This window comes from Saccharothrix xinjiangensis (genome assembly GCF_039527585.1).
GTDB classification, from domain to species: domain Bacteria; phylum Actinomycetota; class Actinomycetes; order Mycobacteriales; family Pseudonocardiaceae; genus Actinosynnema; species Actinosynnema xinjiangensis.
On sequence record NZ_BAAAKE010000014.1, the window covers coordinates 73,958 to 86,581 of the forward strand.

Annotated in this window: 10 protein-coding genes; 6 read left to right on the forward strand and 4 right to left on the reverse strand. The window is 73.2% G+C overall.

What is annotated here, in order from left to right:
• The first annotated feature begins 44 nt into the window (after positions 1-44).
• The 4 genes from ABD223_RS25600 to ABD223_RS25615 all read left to right on the forward strand — a co-directional run bounded on the left by ABD223_RS25600 (position 45) and on the right by ABD223_RS25615 (position 3,780).
• The gene (locus ABD223_RS25600) at positions 45-554 is read left to right on the forward strand and encodes a hypothetical protein (protein ID WP_344039039.1); all 510 of its coding nucleotides are present in this window, start codon (positions 45-47) and stop codon (positions 552-554) included.
• A 190-nt stretch (positions 555-744) separates the two neighbouring features.
• Positions 745-2,061: an ABC transporter substrate-binding protein gene (locus ABD223_RS25605; RefSeq protein ID WP_344039040.1), complete on the forward strand. Its 1,317-nt coding sequence runs from the start codon at positions 745-747 to the stop codon at positions 2,059-2,061.
• Between the two features lie 4 nt (positions 2,062-2,065).
• Entirely contained in the window at positions 2,066-2,968 is a 903-nt protein-coding gene (locus tag ABD223_RS25610) for a carbohydrate ABC transporter permease (protein ID WP_344039041.1), read from the forward strand.
• Positions 2,965-3,780, forward strand: coding sequence for a carbohydrate ABC transporter permease (locus tag ABD223_RS25615; RefSeq protein ID WP_344039042.1), 816 nt, complete (start codon positions 2,965-2,967; stop codon positions 3,778-3,780). The genes ABD223_RS25610 and ABD223_RS25615 overlap by 4 nt, the downstream gene beginning before the upstream one ends.
• On the opposite strand, the gene ABD223_RS25620 is transcribed toward ABD223_RS25615, so the two are convergent.
• The 4 genes from ABD223_RS25620 to ABD223_RS25635 all read right to left on the reverse strand — a co-directional run bounded on the left by ABD223_RS25620 (position 3,761) and on the right by ABD223_RS25635 (position 6,624).
• Positions 3,761-3,946: a hypothetical protein gene (locus ABD223_RS25620; RefSeq protein WP_344039043.1), complete on the reverse strand. Its 186-nt coding sequence runs from the start codon at positions 3,944-3,946 to the stop codon at positions 3,761-3,763. The two genes, ABD223_RS25615 and ABD223_RS25620, sit on opposite strands and share 20 nt — an antisense overlap.
• Positions 3,947-4,140: 194 nt before the next feature.
• The gene (locus ABD223_RS25625; RefSeq protein ID WP_344039044.1) at positions 4,141-4,680 is read right to left on the reverse strand and encodes a GNAT family N-acetyltransferase; all 540 of its coding nucleotides are present in this window, start codon (positions 4,678-4,680) and stop codon (positions 4,141-4,143) included.
• Positions 4,681-4,819: 139 nt separating this feature from the next.
• Positions 4,820-5,305 (reverse strand): RICIN domain-containing protein, encoded by a 486-nt coding sequence (locus ABD223_RS25630; RefSeq protein ID WP_344039046.1) that lies wholly within the window; start codon positions 5,303-5,305, stop codon positions 4,820-4,822.
• 314 nt (positions 5,306-5,619) lie between these two features.
• Positions 5,620-6,624 carry an oxygenase MpaB family protein gene (locus ABD223_RS25635; RefSeq protein WP_344039047.1) on the reverse strand — a complete coding sequence of 335 codons (1,005 nt, stop codon included), beginning with the start codon at positions 6,622-6,624 and terminating at the stop codon, positions 5,620-5,622.
• A gap of 358 nt (positions 6,625-6,982) precedes the next feature.
• On the opposite strand from ABD223_RS25635, the gene ABD223_RS25640 reads away from it, so the two are divergent.
• A complete protein-coding gene (locus ABD223_RS25640) occupies positions 6,983-11,965 on the forward strand; it encodes a HEAT repeat domain-containing protein (protein WP_344039048.1) in 4,983 nt (1,660 codons plus the stop codon).
• A gap of 50 nt (positions 11,966-12,015) precedes the next feature.
• Entirely contained in the window at positions 12,016-12,624 is a 609-nt protein-coding gene (locus ABD223_RS25645; protein ID WP_344039049.1) for an SGNH/GDSL hydrolase family protein, read from the forward strand.

Sequence of the window (12,624 nt, forward strand, 5' to 3'; positions counted from 1 at the left end):
TTGACGGCCGCACCACGGCGGCCGATCGGAGCACCGGGAGGGTCATGACCAGCGGGTGGGGCCAGGAGCAGCTGACGGCCGACCACGGGCGGGGCGGCGAGGGCGTCGACGAGGCCGTGGCCCGATGTCGACGCGCGCTGCGCGCCACCCCGGTCGCCGACCCCCGCCGGGCGTCCGACGCCGAAGCGCTCGGCAACGCCCTGGCCAGGCGGTTCCGCCTCAACGACGACCCCGTCGACCTCAACGACGCGATCGCCGCCTACCGGGACGCGCTCAAGGCCCCGCACGCCGACCAGGGCTGGAACCGCACCGCCTGCCAGGTCGCGCTGGCCGACCTGGTGAGCCGCCGCTACGCCCGGACCGGCAGGCGCGCCGACCTGGACGAGGCGATCATCCGCTACCGCACCGCCGTTCGGCGGACCCAGCGCACCGACCCGGTCCGCCGCTCCTACCTGATCCGCTTAGCCGAGGGCCTCACCGTTCGCGGCAGGCTCACCGGCAGCACCCTCGACCTGGCCGAAGCCTCCGACGCCACCGCGGAATCCACCCCCTGACCCACCCCTGAACAGCGCGAGTCGTACGTCCAGGTCCACCGTGTCGTACGCCCAGGACCCCCGAGTTCCACGTTCGGGACCGGCGCCACGATCATCCACAGTGGACTCCACTGGGCCATCCGGGCGACTTGGGTGTGACCGCGCCCCGCGGCGGGAACAGTTCCGGTGTCGATCAACGCCGGAGGCGGCCATGCGCGTGCTCCCGCTCATCTCAGCGTCCCTGCTGGCGGTCGCGGGTTGCGGCGGGCTGGGCGACCGACCGGGCGACGCGCCCAACGCCCTGGCGACCATGGGTTTCGGCCTCCCCGACGAGCACGCCACGGCACGCGTGGAGGTGTTCCGCCGTGGCCACCCCGACATCGACCTCCGCGTCAACGAGGGCGCGTTCGACGAGCAGCAGTTCCTGTCCGCCGTGGCCGCGGGCGACCCGCCGGACGTGGTCTACGCCGAACGCTCCAAGCTCGGCAGCTACGCGGCCCGCGGCGCGGTCCAACCGCTGGACGACTGCCTCGACCGGCACGACGTCGACCTGGGCCAGTTCCGCGAAGCCCCCCTGAGCCAGGTCACCCACGACGACCGGGTCTACGGCGTGCCGGAGTTCTCCACCCTCCGGGTCATGATCATCAACAACCCGGTGGTGCGCGAGGCCGGACTCGACCCCGCCGCCCTCGCCACCACCGACTGGTCCGCCCTGCCCGCGCTCGTCGACCGCCTCACCCGGTTCGACGGCGGCAAGCTCCAGCGCATCGGCTTCGACCCCAAGGTGCCGGAGTTCCTGCCGCTGTGGGCCAAGGCCAACGGCGCGGACCTGGCCGGCCCCGACGCCCGCCTGGACGACCCGCGCGTGGTCGAGGCGGTCCGCGTCACCACCGAGCTGGTCGACCGGCAGGGCGGCTGGGCGTCGTTCAAGGCGTTCCGCGACACCTTCGACCAGTTCGGCGCGAACAACCACTACGCGACCGGGCAGCTGGCCGCGATGCCGATGGACTCCTGGTACCTCAACACCCTGGCCACCAACTCGCCCGACGTGGACGTGACGGTCGTGCCGTTCACCGACCGGCGGGGCAACCCGCTCACCGACTCCTCCGGCTCGGCGTGGGCGATCCCGAAGGGCTCCCGGCACCCCGGGACGGCCTGCGACTTCATCGCCACCATGACCGCGCCGGACACCTGGGTCACCGCCGCGAAGGCCCGCCGGGACGCGCTGGCCGCCGCGGGCAAGCCCTACGGCGGCACGTTCACCGCCAACCGGGTCGCCGACGAGCGCATCCACCGCGAGGTGTTCGACCCCGGCGACAACCGCGTGCTGGGGCAGGGCGTGCCGACCGTGCTGGCGTTGCAGGAGAACGCGTTCGCCGTGCCGCCGAGCCCGGCCGCGAGCGAACTTCTGCGGGCCTGGGAGGGAGCGGTGAACCGCGTGCTCAACGGGCAGCAGGATCCCCGGGAGTCGATGGCCCAGGCCCAACGCGAAGCCGAACGCGCGCTCAAGCGCGTGGGCGGGAGGTAGCGCCGTGTCGGTCACCAAGCGCGAGGCGCGCGCGGGCTGGCTGTTCCTGTTGCCGTGGGTCATCGGTTTCCTGGCCTTCACCGCGGGCCCGATGCTGTTCAGCCTGTGGCTGTCGCTGACCCACTACGACATGCTGGAGCCGCCGACCTACGTGGGGTTGGACAACTACCGCGAGATGGCCACCGACGAGCGGGTCGGCGCCGCGCTGTGGAACACGGTGTTCTTCACCGCCCTGCACGTGCCCTCGCAGATCGTGCTGGCGCTGGGCCTGGCGAGCCTGCTGCGCCGCGCGGGCCGGGCCGCCGGGTTCTTCCGCACGATCGTCTACCTGCCGGTGATGACGCCGCCGGTGGCGCTGGCCGCGCTGTTCCTGCTGCTGCTCAACGGCCAGAACGGCGCGGTCAACGCGCTGCTGGGCTGGTTCGGCTTCACCGGCCCGAACTGGACCACCGACCCGACGTGGATCAAACCGGGCCTGGTGGTGATGGGCCTGTGGACCGCGGGCAGCACCGCGGTGCTGTACCTGGCGGCGCTGACCCGCGTGCCGCTGGAGCGCTACGAGGCGGCCCGGCTGGACGGCGCGAGCCCGTGGCGGCAGTTCTGGCACGTCACGCTGCCGGGCATCAGCGGCACGATCTACTTCACCGCCGTGGTGAACACCATCGCCTCGCTCCAGGTCTTCACCGAGGCGTACGCGATGTTCTTCGGCGCCCGCGCCCGGCAGTCCGCCGAGGGCGACGCGGCGCTGTTCTACGTGATCCACCTGTTCCAGGAGGCGTTCGGGTCGCTGCGCATGGGCTACGCCTCCGCGCTGGCGTGGGGGCTGTTCGCCATCATCGCGGTCGTCACCGCGGTCCAGGTGCGCCTGTCCCGCCGGTACGTCCACTACGAGGGGGACCGGTCGTGAAGCGGCTCGGGGTGTGGGCGGGGCTGCTGGTCGTCACGCTGGCGTTCGGCTACCCGTTCTGGTGGCTGGTCAGCGCTTCGCTGAAGGACCGGGCGCACGTGTTCGACAACGCGCTGCTGCCCCGCCCGTTCTCGCCGGGGAACTACGTCGAGGTGTGGCGGGCGGTGCCGCTGCTGACGTGGGTCGGCAACAGCGTCGCGGTGGGCGTGGCGGCGGCCGCGGCGGCGACGGTCGCCAGCGCGGTGGTGGCGTTCGGCTTCGCGATGTTCCGGTTCCGGGGGCGCGACGCGCTGTTCGGCGTGGTGCTGGCGACGATGATGCTGCCCGCCGCGGTGACCATGGTGCCGGTGTACCTGGAGTGGCACGCGCTGGGCCTGGCCACCACGCAGGTGCCGCTGTGGGCGCAGAACCTGTTCGGCTCGGCGTTCTACGTCTTCCTGCTGCGCCAGTTCTTCCTCGCCCTGCCGCGCGAGGTGTTCGACGCGGCCAAGGTCGACGGCGCGAACGCGTGGCGGCTGTTCACCGCCATGGCGCTGCCGCTGGCGCGGCCGGGCCTGGTCGTGGTGTTCGTGTTCGAGCTGAAGGCCGCCTGGACGGACCTGATCAAGCCGCTGATCTACCTGCGCGAACCCGAGCTGTACACGCTGCCGCGCGGGCTGAAGGCCGTGCTGGACCGGTTCGGCGAGGGCGGCGAGGCGCAGTGGGAGCTGGTGCTCGCGGCGAGCGCGGTCGCCACGGTGCCGATGGTGCTGCTGTTCCTGGTGGCGCAGCGGTACTTCGTGCGCGGCACGGTCACCCAGCACGTCGAGTGAGCCGGCCCTCCGCCAGCGGGGTCAGCACGAGGCCGCGCGCGTTGGCGGCGGTGGCGCCGCCCAGCGCGATGCCCCGGCCGATCGGGCCCGGCGGCATGCAGCCGAAGTCGACGCGGTGGTCGTCCCCCCACCAGCCGCCCTGGCCTCCGCACTCACCACGGTCCACCCGACGACCTGACCTGCGAACAGTGGCTGTACCGGCTGGAGCAGCACGCCGACTGGAACGACCGCCTCGCTGCGGGCGAACAGGTCAGCGGCCCGATCGCGCCGGCGTGGCGGGGCAGCCGAACGGACGGCTCGTCGCCCGGCCGGTGGATCACGTGGTCCGAGCCGGACGGCTCGTGCCGCGGCGGAGTCGGATCAGCCGGTCGCGCCTCCCGGGCGTCGCAGGTCCAGCCACATGATGCGCAGGCCGACGTGCCCCAGGGTGGGGTGGCGGAACGCTCCGGGGGCGGTGCCGAGGGTGACGAACCCGAGGCTCTCGTACAGGCGGACCGCGGCCGTGTTCACCTCGACGACGGCGTTGAACTGGATCGCCGCGAATCCCCTCCGCCGTGCCCAGGCGATCATGTCGACGGTGAGGGCCCGACCGACACCCGCGCCCCGCGCCTCCTCGGCGACCATCAGGCTGCCGGAGGCGACGTGGCTCCCGGGTCCGGGCCGGTTCGCGTACATGTTCGCGGTCCCGACCACCCGGTCGCCGCGGACGGCGACGACCACTCTCGCCGGCGCGCCCAGCAACCAGATCCGCCTCGCGTCGAACTCGCTCATGTCGGGGTCGTAGGGAAAAGTCCGCTGCCCGGTGACGACGTCGTGGATGATCGACCACATCGAGGGCCAGTCGTCTTCATGAGCCTCGCGAATCGTGACGGGCGGCACCCCGCCCATGGTGCCGGTCACCGCCCCACGTCACCACCCATTTACCCGCGCACGCCCCGTCGACGCACTCCCCCGGCGCTGATCGGGCGACCACGGTCGCGCGCTCATGTGTCGGTCGTGCCTTCAACCGGCCGACGGGACCGGGGGCGAACGGGACGGATCAGCGGTCCACCGACCGCAGGTGCTGCCGCCACACCTGACGGGTGTCGCTGCTCGCGCACGTCACCTGCGTGAGCGCCGTGCCGGTCGGCTGGCCGCGCAGGCACTTGCCGCTGTTGACGTTGCGGATCTGGACGTTGAACGACCCGTTCGGGTTCTCGCTGACCTGCGGCAGTTGCCACACCTGGTGCGCCGCGCCCGTGCAGGTGAGCTGCTGGGCGATCGCGCCGTCCACGAGCGAGCCGCCCTGGACCTGCATGCACTTGCCGCTGTGCATCGCGACGAACAGGTACCCGCCGGCCGTGGCCCGGGTCTGGAACCGCTGGTTGCCCGACCCTCCGGCGACCGGGCTCTTGCACCCGGCCTCCTGCAGGATCGCCCCGTCCGCGCTGGAGCCGCCCGCGACGTCCAGGCACAGGCCGGTGCCGCGGTCGGAGTACTGCAACCACCAGTCCGACGCCGCGGCCTGGGACGGGAGGAGGGACATGCCGAGGACGCAAACCGCGACGAACAAGCGCGCGACCATGGTGACCACCACTTCCAGGCACGGGCGAAAGAGGAGAATCCTAAGAATATTCAGGAAATCGGTGTGCGGCAGGCTGTCATCAGGCCGCTGTCACTGCGGCGAGTGGCGCAGCCGCCGCGCACCTCACGGTCTCGACCGGGCGCTCGTCGTCGGTGGCGGGTTCGGCCTCGGCTCGGCGTGCCAGGCCGACCAGCCCTTTGACCGCGCACGGGGTCGAGGACGAGGAGTTCCACCACTCGCGCCTTCCCGGTCGCCTCGCCGGGCAAGTCACCCGATCAGGTGGTGACCCCCTGTTCGACGGGCAGCACCGCGCGGGGCCGCGGCACCACGGCCGCCTCGCGGGCGACGCGCTCGACGGCCGCGCCGAGGGCGGCCAGGACGCGGTCGTCGAACCCGCCCTCCGGCACCCCGGCCAGGTCGGCGTGCTCGTCGGTCAACGCCCGGCGCACGAACCCGGGCACGGCCGCGCGCAGGTCGGCGGGCACGTGCTCCTGGTAGCCCCCGATGGTGGCGCGGGTGAGCTGGACGGCCGCCTCGCTGGCACCCCACTCGTGGTCGCGGACCTCGTCCCACAGCTCGCGGGCCTCGGCCGCGGAGTCCGGCAGGTACTCGTCGGGCACGCCGAGGAAGTGGGCGACGATCCGCCAGGCGTAGTGGTGGTCCTCCCGCTCCTCCGCCGTGGTCGGGACGCCGACGCGGTCCAGCGCGTCCGGGCCGCCGACGGAGAGCGTGAGCACCGCGCCCGCGACGTCCAGCTGGGACAGCGGCGGGCTCGCGCCGTCCCACCGGCCCGCCCGCGGCAGCAGCCGCCGCACCGCGGCGTGCGCCAGCCGGATCCGCGAGCACAGCGGGACGATCCGGGCGCCGCTGAACGCCTCGGGGTCGGCCAGCCCGGTGAGCAGCCGGGCGACGCGGGTCGGCCGGCGGTGCGGCAGGCCGAGTTCGTGCGCCGCGCGCAGGGCCCGCGCGCCGGGCGGCGACAGGTAGGTGCCGACGACCCCCGCGGTCGCCTGCACGGCGGCCAGGCCGGGCCCGCGCCGCCGGAAGAACGACGCGATCCGCCGCAACCGCTCGGGCCGCACCCACGGCGGCAGCCGCGGCGTGCCCTCCAGGAACACCCGCACCGGCGGCGCGTCGCCCGGTCGGCCGAGGCCGGACAGCGGGTCGGCGGTCCCGGGGTCGAAGCGCCCGGCGTCGACCAGTTCGGCCACGGCGGCGTCGGCTCGGGGGTCGCCCATGGAGCTGAGCGCGTCGCGGTAGGTGAGGTAGGACAGGCGCACGTCGGCTCCGTGGTCGGGGGGCGTTCCGGCTCCCGACCCTCCCAGGACCGGGCCACCGGGCAACCGGGCGTCGCCGAGTTCACCCGTTTCGGTCGTGCGCCTGCGTCACCCACGGCGGGCGCGCCACCACTTGGCCAGGCGGTCGACAGCGAGCACAAGACCGATAACGGCGGTCGCCGCCTCTGCGATGGACGTTAGAGTCGGCAGCCACTCAGCGGTGGTGCGCACGACCTCGGCAAGGGTGGTCGGCATCGTCGTCCTCCCTGGTTGATGGTGGTGTACGAGGACGACGGAACCGTTCCGGCCGACCAATTCGGGACAAACTGGCCGAGTTGGACGTTGGCCGGACGGGAGCGGGATGACGCAGGTGCCGCGCGCGGCGGCGGTCGCCGTGCTGGTGGAGTTGCGCGACCTGGCCGGGAAGCCGAGCTACGAGGCGATCGCCCAGCGCACCGCAGCGGCTTCGGGGGCCGAGCTGTCGAAGGCGACGGTGGGCAACATCCTGAAGGGCCGCACCGAGCCCCGCCCGGAGAACCTGGACGCGCTGGTCGAAGCCTTGCTGGCCTGCGCGCGCAGCCGGCGCCGGGAGGTCGAGGGCGGTCCGGAGCACTGGCGGGCGCGGTACCTCGACGCGCTGCCGGACGGCCGCGCGACAGCCGTGGAACGCGACGACGAGGTGGTGGCCGACTACCTGGCCCGGGTCCGCGAGCGCTTCGGCCGCATCCAGCTCGACACCCTCATCCCCCTCAACGACCAGGACGAGCACCCGCCGATGGGTCTGCGGGACGTGTTCGTCGGTCAGGCCGTGCGCGCCGATCCACCCCCGGTCGAGTTACCCCGCGAACTGCTGCGGCGCCTGGTCGAGGCGGGCGCCCTCGCCGATGGCGAACTGCCGCTCGGGCTCGACCGCGAGGTGGTCGACCGGCTGCACAGCACCTACCAGCAACGACCACGCCGCCCGGTCCTGTCCGTGCTCGCGCACCCGTCGTCGACCCGCACGGTGGTGCTCGGTGATCCCGGGGCGGGCAAATCGACCCTGGCCAGGTACCTGGCGCTGGCCTTGGCGGGCGGCGTGGACCTGCCCCCGGCGCTGGAACCGCTGCGCGGCGCGCTCCCGCTGGTGATCGAGCTGCGCACCTACGTCTCCCGGGGTTGGAGCGGCGGGGACTTCCTCGACCTGGTGGAGCACCTGCACCTGTACGAGCGGTTCGGCCTGCCGCGGGACCGGGCGGACGCGCTGCTCTCCGAGCGGGACGTGGTCGTGGTGTTCGACGGGTTGGACGAGGTGTTCGACCCGGCGCAGCGCGAGGTGGTCAGCCACCGCATCGTCGGCTTCGCCACCCGCTACCCCCGGGCCAAGGTGGTCGTGACGTCCCGCGTCGTCGGCTACCAACGCGCGGTCCTGGACACCGCCGGTTTCAGCCACCACATGCTCCAGGACTTGGCCCGCGATCAGATCGCGGGGTTCGTGCGCCGCTGGTACGGCACGGCCTACCCGCACGACGCGGCGGAGGCCGACCGGATGCGCAGGCGGCTGATCACCGCCGTCGACGACTCGCGGGCGGTCGCGGAACTGGCTGGCAACCCCATGCTGCTCACCATCCTGGCCATCATCGGCAGGCGGCGCGCACTGCCCCGGGACCGCCGCACCGTGTACGAGCACGCGGTCACCGTGCTGGTCGAGCACTGGGACATCAGCAAGCACCTGGCCGATGCCCGCGCCGATCGGGACCTGCCCTACATCGACCACTCCGACAAGCTGGAGCTGCTGCGCCGGGTGGCCCGGCGGATGCAGGACGCCTCGGCGGGGCTGGCGGGCAACCACATCCCGGGACCGGACCTGACCGCCGAGTTCGAGGCGTACCTGAAGGACCGCTACGAGCTGCCGGCGCACCAGGCCAAGGCGGTCGCCAAGGAGATGCTGCGCCAGTTCCACCAGCGCAACTTCATCTTGTCCCGGTTCGGCGGCGAGGTGTACGGCTTCGTCCACCGGGCGTTCCTGGAGTACCTGGCGGCGGCCGACATCGACCACCGTTTCCACCAGGAGCGGTCGCTCAGCGAGGAGGACCTGGTCGAGCGCGTGTTCGGCGAACGCTGGTCCGACCCGGCGTGGCACGAGGTGCTGCGGCACGTCACCGGCATGCTCGACCCGCGCTTCGCCGGACCGGTGATCGACCGGCTGCTCACAGCCGACCCCGACTGGCCGCGGGCCCCGGAGCGGCTGCCGCACCACCTCGTGCTGGCCATCCAGTGCCTGGGCGAGGTGCGCAGGCTCGGCGTGCTGACCGAGCAGAGCCGAGCGGTCGGCCGGGCCGTGGTGGACCTGCTCGTGGTGGCGGGGATGAGGCACCGCCGCTACGACTCCGCGCTGACCGACTTGATCGAAAAAGAGGTCGTGCCCGCGCTGACGGCCTTCGGACCCCACTGGGCGGGTCGCGAGGACTACCGGACCTGGTACCGCGACAACCTCGTGGCGCTGCGCCGCCAGGGCGGTCGTCGCGAACCGGTCGTGCTGGTGCTGGCGACCCGGATCGCGGCGCTGCTGTCCGAGTCCGACCGGTTCGCCGCCCAGCTGCGGGAACAGCTGGCCACGAGCGAGGACTTCGCCGTGCGCCTGGCCGCGATCACCGGGCTGACGTGCGGAGGCGCGGTCGACGCGGGGATGACCGAACTCCTGCGCCACCTCGCGGCCCGGGACCCGAACACCCGGGTCCGGCGCAAGGCGATCGAGGTGCTGAGCCGGGAGGCGGCCGACCACCCCGACGCGCTCACGTGGTTCATCGACCTGCTCGGCTCGGAGTGGGACCCGTCCGTCCAGATCGCCCTGGCGCGTGCCCTCACCGACGGTTGGCGCGACGCCCCGGAAGTCCTGGAACGGCTGCGTGAGCTGCTGGACTCGTCGACCCCCAACGGCCTTCGGCGCGAAGCGATCACCCTGCTCACCGAGAACTGGGCCCCTGACCTCGACCTCCTCGCTTCGCTGCGGCACATCGCCTCCACCGACGAGAGCAAGTGGGTTCGCACGGCCGCGGTGGCGGCGGTGCCCCGGGGGTGGGCGCACGATCCCACCGTGCTGCCGTGGTTGCGCGACCTCGCCGTCAACGCCGACGAACCGCAGGTGCGATCAACCGCCGTCGAAGCGGTGGCGAAGCGCTGGGGGCGCGCGGACGGGGTCTTCGACTGGCTCCGCGACCTCGCCACCCGGGACATCAGCCCATCCGTGCGGAGTGCGGCGATCAGCGCGGTGGGTGAGCACCGGGGCTCCGACACCGAGGTCGAGAGGTGGCTGCGGGACCGGGCCGAGCGCGATCCGTCCTACTCCGTGCGCCGGACGGCGGTCGCCGCGGCGACCGCGGACGTCGACTGGTTGCTGCGCATCGTCGGGACCGAGCGCGACGAAATGGTCCGCGACCGGGCGATCACGCTGCTGGCGAAGCGCTGGGGCGCAGATCCGGCGGTCGCGGACTGGTTGTGGCGCACCGCGTCGACCGACCCCTCCTACGGCATCAGGAACACCGCCTTGAGCAACGCGGCGGTGCACACAGCCGTCGAGGACCTGCGCCAACGGCTCTACGACGTCCTCGACACCGATCCTGACGTGCTCGTCCGCACGACCGCGGTGGAACTGGTCGCGGACGGGTGGGCGCACGACCCGGCGACCCTCGCGTGGTTGCGGGAGCGATTCGAGGGCGATCCGACGCGGAGCGAACTGGTTGACGCCATCACCGGTCTGACGTGGGCCCACCCCGCCACCTCCGCCTGGTTGCGCGGTGTCGCCTCCGATCCCTCCCGAGGGGAGAGCACGCGGGCGGCGGCGCTCAACGCGGTGGCCGACGGGTGGGGTCACGAGCCGGGGGTGCTGGACTGGCTGCGGGACGTGGCGCGCTTCGACGTCAGTCCCACGTTGCGGCGGCACGCCGTGCGGAAAGTGGCGGCTTGCCGGTCCGGCGAGACCGGGCTGATCACGTGGTTGCGCGAGGTGGCCCGCACCGACTGGCACGCCGATGTTCGAGAGGCGGCCATCGACGCCGTGGACGACCACAGCTCCGGCGACGATCCGGTGGACTGGTTGGTGGAGATCATCCACAGCGATCCGGACGACGGACCGCGAGACACGGCGATCTGGGCGATCTCACGTCGTCCGGCGCTGCGCGACCAGGTGCGCGACCTGGCGGAGAGCGATGGGGACCCGGCGATCCGGAGGACGGCGCTGTGGGCGTTCGCCTCCGACCTGGCGAGCGATGCGCGGACCGTCGCGTGGTTCTGGGAGCGGGTCGCCCACGACCCCGACCCGGAGGTGCGCGTCGCCGCTCTGAACCAGTTGGCAGAGGTGCGGGCGGACGACCTGCCCGGACGGCTGCGCGACCTCGTCACCGGTGACGCGTCGGGACGGGTGCGGGCAGCCGCCGCGATCATGCTCGCGGAGAGCCTTCCCGATCCGGCCGACGCGGCGCGCCTGCTCTGGGAGGTGGTCACCGGGGATCCGGACCACACCGCCCGGGAGGTCGCGCTGAGGGCCGTGGTGTCGGGGTGGGGTCGTGTCGACGAGGTGCTCGCACTGGCCGTCGAGCACCCCGACGACCGGTTGCGGGCCGTCGCGGTGCGACTGGTGGCCGAAACCCGGCCGAACCGACCGGCCACCGCCGGGTGGCTGCGGGAGCGGGTGGCCCGGGATGCCGGCCCTCGCGTCCGGGAAGTCGCCTTGGAGCTCGTCGCCCAGTACCCCGAGCACCGCGCCGGGACGCTGGAGGAGATGAGGAGGACCGCCGTCTCGGACCCGGAGTGGAGGGTGCGCCTGGCCGCGCTGACGACGATCGGAGACGTTTCGTTCCCCGGTGTCGAGGTCACGCGGTGGTTGCGCCGGATCGCGGAAACCGATCCCGACGACGCCGTGGGCGCCCGGGCTTCGTCGGCCGCGGCGGCTGCCGGCATCGCACAACCGGATACCGCGGCCTGGCTGCGCGGGTACGCCACAGGTGACCGGGGCTGGCACCCGCGCGGCACGGCCGTCGAACTGTCGGTCCTGGTCGGCGCGCACCTGTCCGACACCCCTGAATGGCTGCGCGGGCTGGCCGTCACCGACGACGACCCGTTGGTACGCGGCCTCGCCCTGGAGTGGCTGGCCCTCGGTTGGTCGCACGACCCCGGCGTCCTCGCCTGGTTGCACGACCTCGGCGCCGACGCCGCGCTGCCCGGCGACCGGTGCGCCGCGATCCGGGCGGTCGCCGCCGCCCGCCCGTTCGCCCCGGACACGCGCCGCTGGCTCCGGACCCGCGCCGAAGACCCCGACCCCGCCGTCCGCGCGACGGCCCGGCGCGAGCTGAATCACCTGGAGGTGTGACGCAAGTAGCAACGGGATCATCTCGCGGTGGCGAAGCGTTGTACCAGACGATGACGAAAACTCTTCGCTTCCGCGTCCTCGGCGACTCGCTCGCCTTCGGCGTCGGGTGCACGACCGCCGAGCAGACGTTGGGCCACCGGCTGGCCGACGCGCTGCGGGCGGACGGTCACCGGGTGGACCTCGGGGTCCACGCGGTCTCCGGCGCGCGGTCGATCGACCTGGCCGAGCAGGTGCGCGAGGCCCTGCCCGGCGGCGTCGACGTCGCGCTGCTCGTGATCGGCGCCAACGACCTGACCTCCTTCACCCCACCCGCGATCGGCGCTCGGCTGCTGCACGACGCCGTCGCCAACCTCCGCCGGGCCGGCGCGGCGGTCGTGGTGGCGACCGCGCCGGACCTCGGCATCGTCTCCCACGTCCCACCCGCCTACCGCGAGCTGGTCTCGCGGGCCAGCGCGATGTACGCGCGGGTGCAGGCCGACGCCGTCCGGTTGGCGGGCGGCACGGTCGCGACCGTCGGCCCCGAGCTGTTCACCAGGTTCAGGGCCGAGCCGGCGCTGTTCTCCGCCGACCGCTTCCACCCCTCGCCCGCCGGGTACGCGCTCATCGCCGACGCCCTCGCGCCACACGTGCGGGACGCCGCCGCGGAGCCCGCCGCGTAG